Below are 19,944 nucleotides of genomic sequence, written 5' to 3'. Positions count from 1 at the left end.
CCGGCCCCTGCCCCGGCGGCTGAGCCGGCACGTCCTGCCCGTGCGCCCGCCGCACCGGCGGAAGCCGCCAATGCGCCGCAGCCGGGTCGCATGCAGACCACCAATGTGCGCTCCGGGCAGCAGCTGTACGCGGAAAACTGCGACCTGACCGTGATGGCCACGGTGGGTGCCGGCGCGGAGGTTATTGCCGACGGCAGCATCCATATCTACGGTACGCTGCGGGGCCGTGCCCTGGCAGGTGCCCAGGGCAACACCACGGCGCGCATTTTCTGCCGTGATTTCCACGCTGAACTGGTCGCCATTGCCGGCCATTACAAGGTACTGGACGATGTCCCGGACAACCTGCGCGGCAAAGCCGTCCAGGTGTGGCTGGAAAACGACCAGATCAAAATTGCTGCGCTGGACTGATCCAGCCACATCAATAATAAAGAATCAGGAGAAGTGCTTTGGCTGAAATCATCGTAGTCACCTCCGGCAAGGGCGGCGTCGGCAAGACCACCACCAGCGCAAGCCTTGCCTGCGGCCTGGCGTCCAAGGGCAAGAAGGTGGCGGTGATCGACTTCGACGTCGGCCTGCGCAACCTGGACCTGATCATGGGCTGCGAGCGCCGCGTGGTGTACGACTTCGTCAACGTCGTGCACGGCGAAGCCACCCTCAAGCAGGCCCTGATCAAGGACAAGCGCTTTGAGAACCTGTACGTGCTGGCTGCCTCGCAGACCCGCGACAAGGACGCGCTGACCCAGGAAGGCGTGGGCAAGGTGCTGAAGGACCTGGCCGCCGACGGCTTCGACTTCATCATCTGCGATTCCCCGGCCGGCATCGAAAAGGGTGCGTTCCTGGCGATGTACTTCGCCGACCGCGCCGTGGTCGTGGTGAACCCGGAAGTGTCGTCGGTGCGCGACTCCGACCGCATCATTGGTCTGCTGGATTCGAAGACCCACAAGGCCGAAGGTGGCCAGAACGTGCCGGCCTTCCTGCTGCTGACCCGTTACAGCCCGGCGCGCGTGGAAACCGGTGAAATGCTCAGCATCACCGACGTGGAAGAAGTGCTGGGCCTGAAGGCCATCGGCGTGATTCCCGAATCCGGCGATGTGCTCAACGCCTCCAACAAGGGCGAGCCGGTGATCCTGGACCAGCAGTCGCTGGCCGGCCAGGCCTACGGCGACGCCGTGGCCCGCATTCTGGGCGAGGAGCGCCCGATGCGCTTCACCACCGTCGACAAGAAGGGCTTCTTCAGCAAGCTGTTCGGAGGATAAGCATGGGCCTGTTCGATTTCCTCAAGACGAAGAAGACCACTGCCGAAACGGCCAAGAACCGCCTGCAGATCATCATCGCGCAGGAACGCAGCCACCGTGGTGGCCCGGACTACCTGCCGCTGCTGCAGCGTGAGCTGCTGGAAGTGATCAAGAAGTACGTCAACATCGACGCCGACGCAGTGAAGGTGGACCTGGTCAAGGACGGCGAGCACGACGTGCTCGACATCTCCGTGGCGCTGCCTGACGGCCCGCAGTCGTAACCTGCCCTGCCCCTCTCTTCGGAGAGGGGCGATTGAAGAACCCGCATGAACACCGCCGCCGCTGAAGCCGAACCCTGCGTCACCCGCGTGGGCGAGATCCGTTTTGATGACGCGGCGCGCCTGTTGGCCGCGCATGACCTGCGCCTGCATCGCGTGGACGATGGCGCGGTGATTCCCGGCAGTTACTGGGGCGAGCCGGAAGCCGGCATCATCGGCAGCGACGTGTATGTGCGCGACGACACGCCGGTGCACTCGATGCTGCACGAAGCCTGCCACCTGATCGTGCTGCCGCCGGAACGGCGCGCGCTGGTGCATACCGACGCCACCGATTCTGTGCCGGAAGAAGACGCCACCTGTTATCTGCAGATCGTGCTGGCCGGGCAGTTGCCCGGCGTCGGCAGCGACCGGTTGATGGCCGACATGGATGCTTGGGGGTACACGTATCGGTTGGGTTCTACCCGCGCGTGGTTCGAGCAGGATGCCGAAGACGCCAAGGCGTGGTTGATCGAACGCGGGTTGTTGCCCGCGTAAAGCGCGTCGCGATGCGACGTCACCCCACCAACGGTGGGGTGCCACCCGGTGCTATGCGCCGGCCAAGGCCCGCAACGTAATCCCGACGATGTAGGCCAGGTACGTGCCGGTCGCGTACCCCATCGTGCCCAGCAGCACGCCCACCGGGGCCAGCGACGGATGGAACGCCGCTGCCACCACCGGTGCCGATGCTGGCCCGCCGATGTTCGACTGCGATCCAATGGTGAAATAGAAGAACGGCACGCGCAGGGCCAGGGCCAACGCCAGCAGCAAGGCGATGTGCACCAGGATCCAGATCAGGCCCAGCGCGAACAGCCACGGCCGCTGCAGCAAGGCCATCAGGTCCATCTGCATGCCGATGCAGGCGATCAGGAAGTACAGCAGCAGCGACCCCAGCTTCGAAGCCCCCGCGCCTTCCAGCGTGCGCGCGCGGGTGAAGCTGAGCGCCAGCCCGCAGGTGGTGGAGATCACCACCACCCACACGAACGGCGCATCCAGGCTGAACTGCGAGGCCCACGCCACGTGGCCCTTGAACCACGCCGAGACCGGACCGGCAATCGCATGCGACAGACCCACGGTGCCGAACGCCACCGCCACGATCAGCATCAGGTCGGTCAGGCTGGCCACGCGCTCGTGCTCGGCCTGGAATTTCTCGATGCGTTGCTTGAGCTGATCGATGCCAGAGGTGTCTGCGCGGGTGATCGCATCAATCTGCGGCGCGCGCCCGGCCAGGAAGATCAGCACCGCCATCCACACGTAGCCCACGCCGACGTCGATCACCGCGAACTGGCCGAAAGTGGTCGCGTTGACGTCGAATACCTCGCGCATCGCCAGCATGTTGGCCCCGCCCCCGATCCAGCTGCCGGCCAGCGCCGCCATGCCCGCCCAGGTATCGCCGGCAACGGTGACCGGATGAATCCAGCGCATCACCAGGAAGGCGACCACCGCGCCGATCATGATGCTGATCGACGCGCCCAGATACATCACGATCAGCTTGGGGCCAAGCTTCAGAATGCCTTTGATGTCCACGGCGAGTGTGAGCAGCACCAGCGCGGCAGGCAGCAGGATGTCGCGCGCGACCGGGTTGTACAGCTTGGTGTTGTTGCCGTCGATCAGGCCGACGGTGTTGTAGATGCCCGGTAACAGGTAGCACAGCAGCAATGCGGGCACGAAGGTGTAGAAGCGCTTCCATAAGCCGGCGGGGCGCGCGGCGGTCCAGAACACCAGGCCTAACGTGGCGGCGATCAGGCCGAAGACAACGATATCGTTCTGGATCAGGGGCATGCAGGTGCGTCTCGGGATGGATTGCGCGATACCAATACAAAAGCGCCGCCCTTGGGCGGCGCTTTCTACATCACTGGCCGATGTGCTGCTTCAACCAGCCGTTCACCGTGTCGTGCCACTGCACGCTGTTCTGCGGCTTCAGAACCCAGTGGTTCTCGTCCGGGAAGTACAGGAACTTCGACTCGATGCCCTGGCGCTGCGCCGCGGTGAACGCGGCCAGGCCCTGCTCGACCGGAATGCGGAAATCGAGCTGGCCGTGCACGATCAGGATCGGCTTCTTCCAGTTGGCCACATGGTTGACCGGGTTGAACTTCTCGTAGTTGGCTGCCTTTTCATACGGCGTGCCACCCTGCTCCCACTCGGTGAACCACAGTTCTTCGGTGGCGTAGCCCATCATGCGCTGGTCGAACACGCCGTCATGGTTGACCAGGCACTTCCACGGCTCGTTCCAGTTGCCGGCAATCCAGTTGACCATGAAGCCGCCGTAGCTGGCACCCAGCGCACAGGCCTTGTCACCGTTGAGGAACGGGTACTGCTTCTGCGCGGCGGCCCAGCCCTTCTGCAGGTCTTCGAGCGGACGGTCACCCCAGTGCTGGCTGATCGCGTCGGTGAAGGCCTGGCCATAACCGGTGGAGCCATGGAAGTCGATCATCACCACGGTGTAGCCCTGGCCCGCATAGGTCTGCGGATTCCAGCGGTAGCTCCAGCCATTGCCGAAGCTGCCCTGCGGGCCGCCATGGATCAGGAACGCCACCGGATAGGTCTTGCCTTCCTGGTAGTTGTACGGCTTCACCACGTAGCCGTGCACGGTTTCGTTGTTCCAGCCCTTGAACTGGAACTGCTCGTAATCGCCAAAGGCCACGTCCGGCAGCATCTGGCTGGCGCTGGGGGTGATTTCGCGCGGGGTGCTGCCGTCGGCCTGGGCGACCACGATCTGGTCACCGCTCTTCAGGCTGTTCTTCGTGTAGGCCAGGGTGTTGCCAGCGATCACCGGCGAGCCGATGCTGCCGCCTTCGGCGACGACGGTGGCCTTGCCGGTGGCGATGTCGATGTTGAACAGGCGGTGTTCGCCCAGGTCATCGGCCGCGGTGTAGAAGCTGTTGCCATCGGCGGACAGCACGATTTCGCCGGCCGAACGGTCCCACTGCGGGGCGATCTCGCGGGTCTTGCCCGAGGCCAGGTCCAGGGCGATGACGCCGAAGCGGTCGGCCTCGAAGCCCGGTCGCTTCATCGCGCGGTAGTACAGGGTGTTGCCGTCGGCGCTGAACACCGGGCCGGCATCCCAGGCCGGGTTGGCGGCGGTCAGGTTGACCGGTGCCTGCTTGCCCTCGGCATCCAGGCGGTACAGGTCGAAGTTGGTCGACCACGGTTCCTTCGGGCCCTGCACGCGGATGCTGGCGACCAGGCTCTTGCCGTCCGGGGCCCAGGTGTAGTCGTCATTGCCGCCGAACGGCTTGGACGGTGCATCGCCGGCCAAGGTAGCGCTGATCGCCGAAGCGCCCTTGACCGCAGCGCCATTGCCGGTGGGCAGCGGAGCCACGAACAGGGTGTTGCGGCGGCCGTCATTCCAGGTGTCCCAATGGCGCACGAACATGCTGTCGAACACCTCACCGGTGTTCTTGCGCGCCTTGTGCGCGGCCAGCTTTTTCTCGGTGCACGCCAGGTCGGAACCGCAGTCCTGGAATACGCCGGCGCTGAAGGCGACGCGGTCGCCGTTCGGCGACAGCTGATAGCTGTCCACGTCCACCGGGAAGTCGGTCAGCTGGCGCGGCGTGCCGCCGCCCAGCGGCATCACGTACAGCTGCTGGCTGCCGTTCCTGGCGCTGAGGAAGTACACGCTCTGGCCATCGGCCGACAGCGCGGCAGAATTCACGTTCCAGCCGGCCGGGGTCAGCGGCTTCGGCGGCGCGGCATCACGGGTGCGCAGGTTGCGGATGAACAAGCCGGTGCTGGCCTTGCTGTCCGCGCCCATCACGCGCTTGGCAAACACCACGTTGCCGCCATCGGCGGTCAGCAGCGGGGCGGACACGCGGTCCAGGGCAACCATGTCGCGCACATCCAGGCCGCGGGTGGCGGCAGCGACCGGCAGCGCGGTCAACAGGCTCAACGGCAGCAGGGCGTAACGAAGCTTCATCGGGTTCTCCGCACAACGGCAAAACGCCGATGGTAGGGCCTGTCATCCCCGTGAAGCAAAGGCCACTCGTCATGTGCCCTGAAATGGCAAACCCCGCCGGGGCGGGGTTTGCCGGTCTCATCCGGGTCGGGAATCAGACGTTGGTCGCACGCTTGCCGGTGCGGTAGATCAACCACCCCACCAGGAACAGCACGGCCAGGCCGATCCACTGCGCGGCCGGCAGGCTGAACGGCACCGCCAGTACGTCGGCGCGGCCACTGGCCACGATCGGAATCGCAATCGCGATACCCATCAGGGCCTCGCCGGTGATCAGGCCGGCGGCGAACAGCACGCCCGGCTTGTGCACGCGGTCGCGGCCTTCCTCGTCGTCAGCCCGCACCTTGTGGAAGCGCTCCACCAGGTAGGAAATCAGGCCGCCGAGGAAGATCGGCACCATCAGTTCCAGCGGCAGGTAGATACCGATGGCCGCGGCCAGCACCGGCACGCGGAAGCGCGAGCCACGGGCCTTGAGCCAGCTGTCAAAGGCGATGATGACCGCACCGATCACCGCACCGATGGCGATGAAGTCCCACGGCAGCTTGCCGCCGAACAGACCACGGGCCACCGATGCCATCAGGTTGGCCTGCGGTGCCGCCAGCGCGTTGGGGTGTTCCGGAGTCGGCGCACCGATGCCGTAGGCAGTGGCCAGCAGGTTCAGCACCGGGGCCATGATCAGCGCGCACGAGAACGCACCGATGCCCAGCATCAGCTGCTGCTTCCACGGGGTGGCACCGACGATGTAGCCGGCCTTGAGGTCCTGCAGATTGTCACCGCCGACCGCGGCGGCGCAGCAGACCACCGCGCCGATCATGATCGCGGCCACCGCACCCAGCGGCGCGCCGCCAGTGCCAACCGGCTTCAGGCCATCGGCCCCCAGCAGCACCACCAGCACCGCCGAAGCGAACAGGATGGTGGAGATGGTGATGCCCGACACCGGGTTGTTGGACGAGCCGATCAGGCCGGCCAGGTAGGCCGACACCGACACGAACAGGAAGCCGGCCACGATCATGATGATGGTCATCGGGATCGAGACGTGCCACTGGCCGACGATGGCCTGGTACAGGGCCAGCAGCGGCAGCACGAAGGCGACCAGCGCCACCAGCATCCACTTCATCGGCAGGTCGCGTTCGGTGTGCGCCAGCACCGGGCCACCACTCTTGCGCGCGGCGGCAAAACCGCTCTTGACGCCGCTGAGCAGCGACTTGCGCAGCGAGATCAGGGTCCAGATGCCGCCGATCAGCATCGCGCCCACGCCGAGGTAGCGCATCTTGGCGCTCCACAGCGCGAAGGCGGCATCGGTGGACGAGGCGGTGGCGATCGACGCGGCCAGGGCCGGGTCGGAATTGAGGAAGAACGCCTGGTACAGCGGAATGGCGATGTGCCAGGTCAGGATCGAACCGGACACCACCACGATGCCGACGTTCAGGCCGACGATGTAACCCACGCCCAGCAGCGCCGGCGACAGGTTGGTGCCGATGAAGGCGGTGACCTTGGAGCTGCCCACGTACGCCGAGGTGGCCCAGGCATCCGGAATCAGGCGCATGCCGCTGGCGGCGGCGACCTTGACCACGGCACCGATGACCGCCGAGAGGCCCAGGATCTTCAGGCCCGGGCCGGGATTCTCACCGGCCTTCAGCACTTCGGCCGCGGCCTTGCCTTCCGGGAACGGCAGCGGGTCTTCGACGATCATCGAGCGGCGCAGCGGCACCGAGAACAGCACGCCCAGCAGGCCACCCAGGCCGGCAATGCCCAGCACCCACCAGTACTTGAAGTCCGGCCAGTAGCCCATGATCACCAGCGCGGGGATGGTGAAGATGACGCCGGCGGCAATCGACGAGCCGGCCGAGGCACCGGTCTGGACGATGTTGTTTTCCAGGATCGAGCCACCGCCCAGCAGGCGCAGCACGCCCATGGAAATAACGGCCGCCGGAATGGCGGTGGCGATGGTCAGGCCCGCGAACAGACCGAGGTAGGCGTTGGCAGCCGACAGCACCACGGCCAGGACAATGGCCAGGGCCACCGCACGGACAGTGAGCTGCTTGGGCGCAGCGTCGTGATTCATGAAAGCCCCTGTAGGGAAAAAATCTGGCCCAAGCTAGCGTTCATGTCCCGTGAAGTCCAGCGACACCGCAGGGGTCGCGGCGGTAGCGCCGGCCGTTGGCCGGCCCACGGACCGCTTGGGCCGGCCAACGGCCGGCGCTACCGGGGAACCCGAACGGACGACACAATTCGTGATGTTATATTCTATCGCGCCCGTACCAGGCCTCACCTTGTCCCCCACCCCCCGCCTGACCTCCATCGACCAGCTGCGCGGCACGGTGATCGTGCTGATGCTGCTGGACCACGTGCGCGAGACGTTCTACCTGCACCACCAGGTGCCCGACCCGATGCCGGTGGACGCGGTGGAACCGGCCTTGTTCGCCAGTCGTCTGCTGGCCCATCTGTGCGCCCCCGTGTTCGTGCTGCTGACCGGTCTGTCGGCCTGGCTGTACGGCAGCGGCCAGCAGGATCCGCGCCGCGCCGCGTCGGCGTTCCTGCTCAAGCGCGGCCTGTTCCTGATCGCGCTGGAACTGGTGGTGGTCAACTTCGCCTGGACCGGTCAGTTCCCGCCCAGCGTGATCTACCTGCAGGTGATCTGGGCCATCGGGCTCAGCATGGTGGTGCTGGCCGGCCTGTTGTGGCTGCCGCGCGCGGCGCTGGCGGTGGTTGCCATCGGTCTGATTGCCGGCCACAACCTGCTCGATGGCGTCCACGTTGACGGCAACGGAGCCTGGGCAGTGCTGTGGAAAGTGCTGCACCAGCGCGACTGGATCGAGGTCGGCGAGGCGCTGCGACTGCGCACGTCCTACCCGGTGCTGCCGTGGTTCGGGGTGATCGCCCTGGGCTATGTGATCGGGCCCTGGTTCATGCGCGGCGGCGACGCAGGGGTGCGCCAGCGCCGCCTGCTGTGGGCCGGTGGCGGCGCGCTGCTCGGCTTCGCGCTGCTGCGCGCGCTGAACGTCTACGGCGACAGCCCGTGGCAGCGGTTCGCCGATTCCGGCATGACGGTCATGAGTTTCTTCAACGTCACCAAGTACCCGCCGTCGTTGCTGTTCCTGCTGCTGACCCTGGGGCTCGGGCTGTTGCTGCTGCGGCTTTACGAGCACCCGGCCGTGGCCCGGCGGCTGGCTCCGCTGGCCGACATCGGGGCGGCTCCGATGTTCTTCTATCTGGTGCATCTGTATGTGCTGAAGCTGCTGTATGTGGCGGCCGTGGCGGTGTGGGGAACGAATCACGGCACGTATTTCGGGGTGGATCAGGTCTGGCAGCTGTGGGCGATCACGGCGGTGCTTGCGGTGGCGCTGTACTGGCCGACGCGGGCGTTTGCGCGGTTGAAGGCGCGGAGGAAGGACCTGGTCTGGCTCAGATACCTCTGACGCCCGCCCGGTAGCGCCGGCCGTTGGCCGGCCCAGGCGGTGCGTGAGCCGGCCAACGGCCGGCGCTACCGATGCTGCAAAGTCGCGCGGACGCCGAACGGTCATAATCGCGCCCTGATCTGCCGCCTCTGACCTGATGACCGCCACTGCCCTGCCCGCCTCCGACGACTTCCTCGGCCATCCCAAGGGCGTCTACGTCTGCTTCTTCACCGAAATGTGGGAGCGCTTCTCCTTCTACGGCATGAAGGCGCTGCTGCTGTTGTATCTGACCAAGTACCACCTGTTCGGCGACAAGGCCGGGCTGGACCTGCTCGGGGCCTACGGCGGACTGGTGTACTGCATTCCGGTGTTCGGCGGGCTGCTGGCCGACCGCTGGCTGGGCATGCGCAAGGCGGTGGTGTTCGGCGGCGTGCTGCTGGTGCTGGGGCACCTGGGCATGGCGTTTGAAGGCCACGCGGCGACCCGGGTCAACGGCGAGGTGGTACGCGACACCACGGCGCTGGGCGTGACCTACCTGTCGCTGGCGCTGATCATCATGGGCGTGGGATTCCTCAAGCCCAACATCTCCACCATCGTCGGCAAGCTGTATCCAGAGAACGATCCGCGCCGCGACTCCGGTTTCTCTCTCTTCTACGCCGGCATCAATCTGGGCGCGCTGTTCGCCTCGCTGGTCTGCGGGTTCCTGGGCGAGGCCTATGGCTGGAAGTACGGTTTCGGCGCGGCCGGCATCGGCATGGTGGTGGGGCTGCTGATGTTCCTGTGGGGCCAGAAGTACCTGCAGGGTCATGCCGAGCCCAGCGACGCAGCTGGGTTGCGCCAGCGCGTGTTCGGGCTGCCGCGCGAATGGCTGATCTACGGCGCGGCGGTGCTGGGCGTGGTGCCGGTCGCGGCACTGATGTGGGCGGCGGCCAATGGCGCATTCGCGCTGGGCGGTGAAATCAGCCTGGCGTTGATGCTGATGATCGTGGTGCTGGGCGCGGTGCTGCTGTGGTTTGCCTGGTTCACCGGCACCCGCTGCACGCCGGTGCAGCGCCAGCAGATGATCGCGCTGATGGCGCTGATCTTCATGGCGCTGGTGTTCTTCACCCTGTACGAGCAGACCTATGGCTCGTGGGTGACCTTCACTGACCGCATGTTGACCAAGGACCTGGTACCCGCGCTGGTGATCCAGGGCGGCACGCCGCTGCCGTGGTCGATTGCCTCGCTGCTGCTGGCACCGCTGGGCTTCGTGGTGGCTGCGCGTCTGTCCGAGCGCAATCCGGGTTCGTCAGCTCCACGTACGGTATTCATCGCGATCGTCGCGCTGATGCTGGTCATGCTGATCCGCGACTGCCTGGTGATTCCGCAGACCGCCGGTTCGCTGACCTACCTGGGCGGCCTGTTCCTGGTGGTGCTGGCTCCGCTGTTCGCCGCGCTGTGGGCATGGCTGGACCGGCGTCGGCTGGATCCCTCCAAGCCGTTGAAGTCGGCGTATGGGCTGGTGTTCGCCGCGCTGTCATTCATTCCACTGGCTCTGGCAGCCCAGCAGGTCGGCGCGACCGGGCAGATGGCCAGCGTGTGGTGGCTGGTGCTCGCGTACCTGGTGCTGGAAATCGGCGAGATGTGCCTGTCGCCGGTGGGCCTGTCGGCGGTCACCCAGCTGGCAGCTCCGCGCGTGGTGAGCCTGATGATGGGAACCTGGTTCCTGGCCACGGCGTTCTCGGAAACGCTCGCCGCGCTGTTCGGCAAGCTGGCCGCGATTGAAGTGCCGGACGGCGAAACGCTGAACATCGCCAGCGCCGCCGCCAGCTATGAACACCTGTTCTGGCTGCTGATGTGGATCGGGCTGGGCTGCGCGGTGGTGGCGCTGCTGAGCGCACCGCTGCTGCGCCGGATGATGCACGGGGTGCGGTAACGCCGCACCCCGTGACCATTTGTTACGGCTGCGCCGGGGCTGCGGTCGCGGTCTGCCCACCCAGGCTGCGCGACAGGAACGCCAGCAGCTTGCTGTAGTACTCGCGGCGGTGCGGGTCGGTGTAGAAGCCGTGGCCTTCGGTCGAATAGTACAGCGACTCCACCGGCACGCCGGCCTTTTTCAGTGCCGCTTCCATGCGCTTGGTGTGCTGTTCCGGGGCGCGCTGATCTTCACCACCGGCGGCCAGGAACACCGGCACCTTGATGTTGGCGGCCAGATTGACCGGTGACACCTCGCCCAGCTGCGTCGGATTGCCCAACCATTCCCTCAGGTAGGTTTCGCCCGACCCGCTGCGCTGGATGTCACCACTGGTGAACATCATCGGCAGGTCGTACACGCCCACATAACCGGCTGCGCACTTGTACAGACCTGGCTCGCGGGCCGCGCCCATCAACGCCGCGTAAGCACCGTAACTGGCCCCGTAGATGCAGATGCGCGACGCATCGGCGTGGCCCTGCTCGATCGCCCAGCGGGTGGCGTCGGTGACGTCGTCCTGCATGGTCCGCCCCCACTGCTTCGCACCGGCGGACTGATAGGCGCGACCGAAGTTGCCCGAACCCCGGAAGTTCAGCTGCAGCACCGCGTAACCAGCGGCGGCCAGCATCTGCGCTTCGATGTCATAACTGCCATCGTCGAACACGCCGAACGGCCCGCCGTGCGGCAGCACCACCATGGGTTGCTTGCCGCTGCTGCCGGCGGGTGTGGTCAGGTAGCCATGCAACGGCATGCCATCGCGTGCCTTGAACGCAAACGGCTGCACCTTGGCGGTCTTTTCCGGATCGATCCACGCACTGCGGCTGATCAGGTGTTCGGCCTTTTTGGCCGCGGTGTCGAAGATGTAGAAATCACCCGGATTGCGCCCGGACCACGCCTGCACCAGTACCTGGCTGCCATCGCGGGTGCTGGAGGTAATGAACACCGCATCGCCGCCAAAGGCCGCTTCCAGGCTGCGGTACAGACGCGCCTCGGTCGACTTTTCGTCGAAGAAGCGCGTGCGCGGCGTGTCGCCCAGGTACAGCGCGCCCACCGGAATGCGCGTACCCGGGCGGTAGATCAGACGGTCCGGGTCGACCACCGGGTCACGCAGCAGTTCCACGCGTTTGTTGGTGACCGGATCCCAGCTGACGATGGCATCGGGACCGTTCGCCTGCTCCACCCGCAGGTAAGCCTGCTTGCCGTCCTCAGAGAAGCCCAGCGCGCGCTCGATGCGTTTGTTGGCCCCTTCATCGTTGATCAGCAGCCAGTTGCTGGTGCTGGACTCACGGTAGTAGAGCTTGTTGTTGTTGTCCGCGCCGGAGCCGTGCGCGAACCGGACCTGGCCCTGTGCGTCGCTGACGAAATCCGCATTGCGCACCGGCGAACGCGCCACCGTGACGCGCCGACCGCTGTTGATTTCCAGTCGATCGACACGGGTGAACGGATCTTCGCTGAACGGCCAGATGGAGACCAGCACGTTGCGGTCATCCTGCGGCACCGTGTCGATCAGGAACGCGGCAACGTCTTCGACCTTCTTCGGCTGGATGCGGGTGCCTGGGCCCTTGCTCTCCACCCGGTAGCCGACCAGCAGTTCACCGCGCCCGCCATTGGCGTTGATGGCATACAGTTCGCCGGTCAGCCGCGGCTCGTCCAGCGAACCGAACTTTTCGGCCAGGCCGATCAGCACGCGTTCGTTGTTGGCCCAGCTGAAATGGCTGGCGTGGTTGTTGCGCGGCGGCACGAACGAGCCCACCACCTTGCCGGTACTGCGGCTGAGGATGGCCAGCGCGGTGCGGTCTTCCATCGGCACCGTGGCGGCGTAGTAGTCGCCACCGGGCGAGAGCTTGATATCAGTGAACGTGTCGCGCTTGAGGTATTGCTCCAGGTCCACCGCCATCGCCGAGGCAACCGGCAGACACAGCAGCGCCGCGGCGGCCCATGCCGCCAGGTTCGAGTAACGCATCCTTCCCCCCTGTTGAGCCGGACGCCCTGTCCGGAATATTCGATTCTAGGCAGATGCGCACGGGCGGAACCAGTGCGCGTGTCGGTTATGGCGAGGCGGCGGTGCCGGCGGGCGTGGCGGTTTTCCCGCCCAGCGTCTGCGCCAGGAACGCCAGCAGGCGGGTGTAGTACTCGCGCCGGTGCTCCGGCGTGTAGAAGCCGTGCCCCTCGGTCTTGTAGTACAGCGCTTCCACCGGCGTACCCGACTTTTTCAGTGCCGCCTCCAGCCGCCGGGTATGGGTGATCGGGGCGCGTTCGTCCTCGCCACCGGCGGCCAGGAACACCGGCACCTTGATGTCGGCTGCCCGCGCGATGACCGAGCGGCTCCCGAGATCCTTCTGCTCGCCCACCCATTCGCGCAGATACACACGACCGGTCTTGCTGTCGCCGGTATCACCCCGGGCATACATCAGGGCCGGGTCATACACGCCGACGTAGCCGGCCGCGCACTGGTACAGACCGGGCTCGCGGATCGGCCCCATCATGGCGGCGTACGCACCATAGCTAGCCCCGTAAAGACAGATGCGGGCGGGGTCGGCGATGCCCTGCGCAATGGCCCAGCGGGTGGCGTCGGTGACGTCGTCCTGCATGGTGCCGCCCCACTGGTGCTTGCCGGCCACGGTGTGTGCGAAGCCATAGTTGGATGAGCCGCGGAAGTTGATCTGCAGCACCGCATAGCCGGCGTCGGCGAGCATCTGCGTCTCGCGCTCGTAGCCGCCATCGTCGAACACCCCGAACGGCCCGCCGTGCGGCAGCACCACCAGCGGCAGGCCCTTCGCTTCCCTGCCATGCGGCACGGTCAGGAATCCATGCAAGGCCAGGCCATCGCGGGCCTTGAGCGACACCGGCTGCACGCGCGCGGTGGTCTCTGCGTCGATCCAGTGGCTGCGACTGGTCAGCAGGGAGGCATGCTTCTTGACTGTGTCGTACAGATAGAAGTCACCCGGATTCTGCCCGGACCAGGTCCGCACCAGCACCAGTTGGCCATCACGGGTGCTCGAGGTAATGAACAACGGCGACTTCAATGCCGCCTCGAGGCTGCGGTACAGCCGCGCCGTACTGGACCCTTCGTCGAAGAAGCGGGTATGCGGGGTATCGCCGAAGAACAGCGCCCCGACCGGCGTACGGGTACCCGGCTGATAGATGATCCGGCCCGGATCCACCACCGGATCGCGCAGCACGGTTCTGCGCGCGTCGGTCTTCGCGTCCCAAGCCACGATGGCGTCAGGCCCGTCCGCCTGTTCCACCAGCAGGTAGGGCTGGCCGTCGACGCCGAATCCCACCGGCACCTGCGCCCGCCCGGTGCGCGAGGTCTCGTGCACGGGCCGCCATTCCGCCCCCGGGTCGCGGTAGTACAGACGGCTTATCCGGTCGTCGGCGAAACCTGTCGCGAAACGGACCTCGCCCTGGGCGTCGGTGCGGAAGGTCGCGCGCGGCACCGGCGAACGGATCACCAGGGTGCGCTTGCCGGTGGCCACATCCATCCGCTCGACCTGGGAAGACGCCTTCTCGGAAAACAGGCTGACTTCGATCAGCGCACTGCCATCGCCGGCCGGTGCCGCTTCCATCAGTTCGGCGGCAATGCCCCAGGCCAGCCGTGCTTCGGCGTGGTTGCCCGCCGCCATGCTGCCCTTGCGGTAACCCACCAGCAGTTCACCGTCCTTGCCATCGGCATTGATGCCGTACAGCTCTCCCGTCGCCTGCGGTGCATCGAGCCGACCGAACTTCTTGGCCAGCCCGATCACCAGACGCTGGTCGCTGACCCATTCGAAGGTATCGGCGTGGTTGTGCTTCTGCGGCCGGAACGCACCGACCAGCTGCATGTCGCTACGGCGCAGGATCGCCACCGCGGTGGAGTCCTCCATCGGCACGGTCGCGGCGAGATACTCGCCGGTCGGCGACAGCTTCATTTCGTTGAAGCTTTCCTCACGGAGGAAACGCTCCAGATCCACCGCTCCGGCCCCCGCCGGCAACCATCCGCACACCGTGCCCAGCAGCACGGCGATCATCGTCTTGCGCATCCATTCCCCCCCGGGACCGGACCCCATGTCCGGAACGGCGATTCTAGACCCACACCGGGCCGCACAAAAGAAAAATGGCACCGCTTGCACGGTGCCATTTATGGCCTGCCCTGATGGAGAGAGGTATCAGTGCACGCCGCGGAACGCGAGGCTGAGCGCCAGCACCGACAGGATCACCGCGATGGTGCCGTCGAGGATGCGCCAGGTCTTGGGCTTGGTGAACAGCGGGGCCAGCAGGCGTGCCCCCAGGCCCTGGGCGGTCAGCCACAGGCAGCTGGCGGTGACCACGCCGGCGGCGAAGGCCATGCGCTGGTTGCCGAAGTTGTCGGCAATCGAGCCGATCACCATCATGTCCAGCCAGAAATGCGGATTGATCAGCGAGAAGCCTACCGCAGCGGTCAGCACTGCACGGCGCGACGTATTGTCACTGTCGTCCATCTGCAGACCGCCGGTGCCGGCCAGCGCGCGACGCGCCGACTGCCAGGCGTACCACGCCAGGAAGGTCACGCCGCCCCACAGCACCACGGTGGTCAGCCACGGCAGCGCACGGGTCAGGGTGTTCAGCCCGGCCACGCTGGCGAAGATGAAGATCGCATCGATGGCCGCACAGGTCGCCACCACCGGCACGATGTGCTTGCGCAGGATGCCCTGGCGCAGGATGAAGGCGCTCTGCGCGCCCACCACCGCGAACAGGCCGATGCCGGCGGCTGCGCCACTGAACCACGCGGCCAGACCGGGGCCGCCGGAGATGAAGGAGAACATCGAAATACCGCCTGTCTTGCTGTGGGGGTGGTGCCTCGCCAAGGCGTACAGCACCGGATGGCGCGTATTGTCGCGCCGCAACACGAAAAAGTAGAGCTAAACTTGCTAAACCATCTTTAGCGGAACTTAAGACGATGCGGATCGACCATGCCCAGCTGCGGGCCCTGGCAGCGGTGATCCGCGAGGGCAGTTTCGAGCGCGCCGCGCAGTCGCTCAACGTAACCGCGTCGGCCATTTCGCAGCGGGTCAAGGCGCTGGAGGACCGGGTTGGCCGGCTGCTGGTCAAACGTTCCTCCCCGGCCGTGGCCACCGAGGAAGGCCAGGTCCTGGTGCAGCTGGCCGAGCAGACCGCGCTGCTGGAACATGACGCACTGCACCGGATGGGCATCGCCGACGAGGACCTGCCGCAGGCCAGCATCCCCGTGGCGGTCAATCACGACAGTCTGGAAACCTGGTTCACCGAGGCCGCGCTGCGCTTTGCCGAGCAGACCGGCACCACCCTGGACCTGCGCCTGGAGGATCAGGACCACACCGTGGCGCTGCTGCGCCAGGGCGCGGTGCTGGGCGCGGTGACCACCCTGGACGAGCCGGTGCAAGGGTGCCAGATCCATCCGCTGGGCAGCATCCGCTACGCCGCCACCTGCACTCCGGCCTTCCACGAGAAGTACTTCGCGAAAGGGGTGAACGCGCAGTCGCTGGCCCAGGCCCCGGTGCTGGTGTTCAACCGCAAGGACGACATGCAGGCGCGATTTGCCCGCCGCCTTGCGGGCGAAGAGCTGCCGATGACGGCGCCCACCTGGTGGATTCCGTCGACGCGCGCGTTCGTGCAGGCCAACCTGGGCGGGCTGGGCTGGACCATGAATCCCCTGCCGCTGGTGAAACGGCACCTGGAGGCCGGCCGGCTGGTGCTGATGAAGCAGCGCGCGTGGGAAGACGTGCCGCTGTACTGGCAGCACTGGAAGGGCGACGTAAAGACCATGGCGCTGCTGACCCGGGCGGTGCTGGGCGCGTCGAACGGGTTGGTGCGGAAGAAGCGTTGAGCGCCGTGCCGACCAACGGTCGGCACCTACCCGTAGAGCCGGGCTTGCCCGGCTGGAGGCGGCGACGGTCCTGTAGAGCCGGGCTTGCCCGGCTGGACGCGGCGATGGTCCTGTAGAGCCGGGCTTGCCCGGCTGGACGAGGCGATGGCCCTGTAGAGCCGGGCTTGCCCGGCTGGGCGGTGCGGCGGCGTTTCAGCCGGGCAAGCCCGGCTCTACACAATGTCCCCACCTCCCCACGCGCAGCATCCGCGGCATGGACAGCGATCCGGTCTACCTGCACATCCGGGTGGTATTGAGCATCATCCTGGGGCTGAGCATCACCACCCTGCTGCGCGGGCTGGCGCAGATCATCGAGAACCCGGCGCGCCGGGGCTGCTCGTGGCTGCATATCGCCTGGGTGCTGTGGGCGCTGATCTCGGTGGTGACCTTCTGGTGGTGGGAGTTCCGGCTGATCCAGGTGCACCGCTGGACCTTCGGGCTGTACCTGTTCGTACTGGCCTATTGCGCCAGCTGGTACCTGCTGTGCGTGCTGCTGTTTCCGGACGACCTGCGCGATTACGACAGTTACGAGCATTACCTGCTGCAACGGCGGGGCGGGTTCTTCGGGATGTTGGCGCTGGTGACCCTGCTGGACCTGGGCGACACCGCGATCAAGGGCCACAGCCGCTGGGTGATGCTGGGCGAGGCCTACCCGATCCACACCGCGCTGATGCTGGCGGTGGCGGCGCTGGGCATGGCCAGTCGGAGTCGACGAGTGCATGTGGCCTTGGCGACGGCGGCGCTGCTGTACCAATGCGGCTATTTCCTGGTCGAGTATTTCAGCCTGACAGCCGATTGATCTGCGGCTTCGACGGGTCTGCAGCCACGCAGGGCGTGGCTCTACGTCGCCCGGTCGTAGAGCCACGCTCTGCGTGGCTGGTTTCTCTGCCCGCGCCACGCGATGCTGCGTTGCACCAAATCCGTACCGTTTCGGGCTAAAATTGTCCCCAGGATGCGCCAAACGGTTGTTTCTTCACGCTTCTTCCCCAGGGCGTGGTCATCCTCCTCCCATCTCCCCCTAAGAGATATCCATGAAAAAGTTAGCCAAGGTCGTCCTCGGCCTGCTCGTGCTGTTGCTGCTGGCAGCGGCCGTGTTCCTGTACTGGCCCCTGTACCAGCGCTCGGTCCCGGCGGCGGAAAACGACAAGCCGGTCGACGTCGTGCTGGTCGGCGGCGGCATCATGAGCATCACGCTTGCCACGTTCCTGCAGGAACTGCAGCCGGACTGGAACATCCAGGTCTATGAGCGCCTCAATGGCGTGGCGCTGGAAAGCAGCGACGGCTGGAACAACGCGGGCACCGGCCACTCGGCCTTCGCCGAACTGAACTACACCCCGGAACTGCCGGACGGCAGCATCGAGACCAAGCGCGCGGTCGGCATTGCCGAGCAGTTCGAGGTCTCGCGCCAGTTCTGGTCGCACCAGGTGAAGGAAGGCCGGCTGAGCCAGCCGAGCGACTTCATCAACCCGACCCCGCACATGAGCTTCGTCTGGGGCGATGACAACATTGCCTACCTGCACAAGCGCCAGCAGGCGCTGTCGAAGAACCCGCTGTTCTACGGCATGCAGTACTCGGAAGACCCGGCGCAGATCAAGGCCTGGGCCCCGCTGCTGATGGAAGGGCGTGACCCGAACCAGAAGGTGGCCGCGACCTGGATGCCGCTGGGCACGGACGTGAACTTCGGCGTGATCACCCGCCAGCTCACCACCGGCCTGCAGCGCAGCCCGAACTTCAAGCTGCATCTGGAGCATGAAGTGCGCGCGCTGCGTCAGAACGACGACAAGAGCTGGAACGTGACCGTGGCCGACCTGAAGTCGGGTACGGAATCGACGGTGAAGTCGCGCTTTGTGTTCATCGGTGCGGGCGGTGCGGCGCTGAAGCTGCTGCAGTTGTCGGGCATTCCGGAATCGAAGAACTACGCGGGCTTCCCGGTCGGCGGCCAGTTCCTGGCGTTCAAGAACCCGGCGATTGCCAGCCGTCACAGCGTGAAGGCGTACGGCATGGCCGAAACGGGTTCGCCGCCGATGTCGGTGCCGCACCTGGATGCGCGCAAGCTGGACGGCAAGCCGGTGGTGCTGTTCGGACCGTTCGCGCTGTACAGCACGAAGTTCCTGAAGCACGGCTCGTGGTTCGACCTGTATTCGTCGGTGAACCACAACAACGTGGCAGGCATGCTGGACGTGGGTCTGGAAAATCTGGACCTGGTGAAGTACCTGATGGGCCAGGCCCGTCTGGAAGATGCGGACCGCCAGGCCGAACTGGTGAAGTACTTCCCGACCGCCAAGCGCGAGGACTGGGAACTGGTCACCGCCGGCCAGCGCGTGCAGATCATCAAGAAGGACCCGGAGAAGGGTTCGGTGCTGCAGTTCGGCACCGAGATCGTGACCGACAAGGACCACACGATTGCGGCCCTGCTGGGCGCATCGCCGGGTGCCTCGACGTCGCCGCCGATCATGCTGGACCTGCTGAAGAAGGCCTTCCCGGAACAGATGGCAGCCGGCTGGGAAGCGCGCCTGAAGGAGATCGTGCCGTCCTACGGGCGCAAGCTCAACGACAGCGCGGCGCTGACCAACGAGATCCGCGGCCAGACCAGCGCGGCACTGAACCTGCCGTTCCTGGAAGTGCCGGCGGACACCAGCGCGGCGGTCATGCTGACCCCGCCGGCTCCGGTTGCTCCTGCGGCTCCGGTGAAGGAAAAGCGCAACGCGAACGAAGAGATGCAGGCGCTGTAATTGCGGTCGCCTGATGTGGATCTCTGGAAACCGGCTTCCTTCGGGGAGCCGGTTTTCTTTTGCGCGTGGATGGGCTGCGTATCGCCGGGCCTTGCCCGGCTGCTGTTGTATTTGGGCGAAAAGCCGGTGGTCATCGGTTCCCGTGTTTTGGCGGGTCGGGATGGGCGTTCCGGGGGACGCCGCAAGTACGTCCCTGTAGGCTTGATCGCCGCATCCATGCGGCTCACACCCCCTCCAGCCCACCCCGACCCGCCATCGACAGTGCGGCGGTAGCCATCGAAGATCAAAACCAACGGCGGCCCCGATCCATTGTCATGCATTACCGATTGCTGGGGATTACACAGCGATCGTCTGTCGACCGATCCCACCAGAGCATTTCCGATTCCACCGGGGCAGTGCGGATGGGTTTTGATCTTCCTTGGCCACCGGCCAACTGTCTGGGGCGTGTCGGGGTGGGTTTGCGGGACCGTCAAAAACATGGATGTTTTTGACGAGCCTA

At 66.0% G+C, this 19,944-nt stretch carries 15 protein-coding genes; 9 read left to right on the top strand and 6 right to left on the bottom strand.

Going from position 1 to position 19,944, the window contains the following annotated elements; all coding sequences use genetic code 11:
- From minC to RT551_RS19120, 4 genes are all read left to right on the top strand, one after another.
- Positions 1 to 408 (top strand): septum site-determining protein MinC (minC, locus tag RT551_RS19135; RefSeq protein WP_313461418.1); only part of this gene is annotated, 408 nt, incomplete at its 5' end.
- Positions 409 to 446: 38 nt separating this feature from the next.
- Positions 447 to 1,256 carry a septum site-determining protein MinD gene (minD, locus tag RT551_RS19130; protein WP_125362060.1) on the top strand — a complete coding sequence of 270 codons (810 nt, stop codon included), beginning with the start codon at positions 447 to 449 and terminating at the stop codon, positions 1,254 to 1,256.
- Between the two features lie 2 nt (positions 1,257 to 1,258).
- Positions 1,259 to 1,516, top strand: coding sequence for a cell division topological specificity factor MinE (minE, locus tag RT551_RS19125; protein WP_125362061.1), 258 nt, complete (start codon positions 1,259 to 1,261; stop codon positions 1,514 to 1,516).
- Between the two features lie 45 nt (positions 1,517 to 1,561).
- Positions 1,562 to 2,047: a hypothetical protein gene (locus RT551_RS19120; RefSeq protein WP_313461416.1), complete on the top strand. Its 486-nt coding sequence runs from the start codon at positions 1,562 to 1,564 to the stop codon at positions 2,045 to 2,047.
- A gap of 51 nt (positions 2,048 to 2,098) precedes the next feature.
- Here the strand turns inward: RT551_RS19120 and RT551_RS19115 are convergent, their stop codons facing one another.
- The 3 genes from RT551_RS19115 to RT551_RS19105 form a co-directional block, all read right to left on the bottom strand.
- On the bottom strand, positions 2,099 to 3,331 hold the full coding sequence (locus RT551_RS19115) for a DUF819 family protein (RefSeq protein ID WP_313461414.1): 1,233 nt from the start codon (positions 3,329 to 3,331) through the stop codon (positions 2,099 to 2,101).
- 70 nt (positions 3,332 to 3,401) lie between these two features.
- Positions 3,402 to 5,465: a S9 family peptidase gene (locus tag RT551_RS19110; RefSeq protein WP_313461413.1), complete on the bottom strand. Its 2,064-nt coding sequence runs from the start codon at positions 5,463 to 5,465 to the stop codon at positions 3,402 to 3,404.
- A gap of 133 nt (positions 5,466 to 5,598) precedes the next feature.
- Positions 5,599 to 7,566, bottom strand: coding sequence for an oligopeptide transporter, OPT family (locus RT551_RS19105; protein ID WP_313461411.1), 1,968 nt, complete (start codon positions 7,564 to 7,566; stop codon positions 5,599 to 5,601).
- A gap of 172 nt (positions 7,567 to 7,738) precedes the next feature.
- Between RT551_RS19105 and RT551_RS19100 the strand changes: the two genes are divergently transcribed.
- Positions 7,739 to 8,920: a heparan-alpha-glucosaminide N-acetyltransferase domain-containing protein gene (locus RT551_RS19100; RefSeq protein ID WP_313461420.1), complete on the top strand. Its 1,182-nt coding sequence runs from the start codon at positions 7,739 to 7,741 to the stop codon at positions 8,918 to 8,920.
- Between the two features lie 136 nt (positions 8,921 to 9,056).
- Positions 9,057 to 10,814 (top strand): oligopeptide:H+ symporter, encoded by a 1,758-nt coding sequence (locus RT551_RS19095; protein WP_313461409.1) that lies wholly within the window; start codon positions 9,057 to 9,059, stop codon positions 10,812 to 10,814.
- A 22-nt stretch (positions 10,815 to 10,836) separates the two neighbouring features.
- Here RT551_RS19095 and RT551_RS19090 read toward each other — a convergent pair whose 3' ends face one another.
- The 3 genes from RT551_RS19090 to RT551_RS19080 form a co-directional block, all read right to left on the bottom strand.
- Positions 10,837 to 12,813, bottom strand: coding sequence for a S9 family peptidase (locus RT551_RS19090; RefSeq protein WP_313461408.1), 1,977 nt, complete (start codon positions 12,811 to 12,813; stop codon positions 10,837 to 10,839).
- 85 nt (positions 12,814 to 12,898) lie between these two features.
- Entirely contained in the window at positions 12,899 to 14,872 is a 1,974-nt protein-coding gene (locus RT551_RS19085) for a prolyl oligopeptidase family serine peptidase (protein ID WP_313461407.1), read from the bottom strand.
- Between the two features lie 126 nt (positions 14,873 to 14,998).
- Positions 14,999 to 15,634 carry a LysE family transporter gene (locus tag RT551_RS19080; protein ID WP_313461405.1) on the bottom strand — a complete coding sequence of 212 codons (636 nt, stop codon included), beginning with the start codon at positions 15,632 to 15,634 and terminating at the stop codon, positions 14,999 to 15,001.
- Positions 15,635 to 15,768: 134 nt separating this feature from the next.
- Between RT551_RS19080 and RT551_RS19075 the strand changes: the two genes are divergently transcribed.
- From RT551_RS19075 to mqo, 3 genes are all read left to right on the top strand, one after another.
- A complete protein-coding gene (locus tag RT551_RS19075; RefSeq protein WP_313461404.1) occupies positions 15,769 to 16,674 on the top strand; it encodes a LysR family transcriptional regulator ArgP in 906 nt (301 codons plus the stop codon).
- Between the two features lie 253 nt (positions 16,675 to 16,927).
- Positions 16,928 to 17,512 carry a hypothetical protein gene (locus RT551_RS19070; protein ID WP_313461402.1) on the top strand — a complete coding sequence of 195 codons (585 nt, stop codon included), beginning with the start codon at positions 16,928 to 16,930 and terminating at the stop codon, positions 17,510 to 17,512.
- A 232-nt stretch (positions 17,513 to 17,744) separates the two neighbouring features.
- Positions 17,745 to 19,445, top strand: coding sequence for a malate dehydrogenase (quinone) (gene mqo / locus RT551_RS19065; protein ID WP_313461400.1), 1,701 nt, complete (start codon positions 17,745 to 17,747; stop codon positions 19,443 to 19,445).
- Positions 19,446 to 19,944: the final 499 nt, after the last annotated feature.

This window comes from Stenotrophomonas sp., from assembly GCF_032103445.1.
In the GTDB taxonomy this organism is placed as follows: Bacteria; Pseudomonadota; Gammaproteobacteria; order Xanthomonadales; family Xanthomonadaceae; genus Stenotrophomonas.
This window is presented reverse-complemented; position numbering and strand designations above follow the sequence as displayed.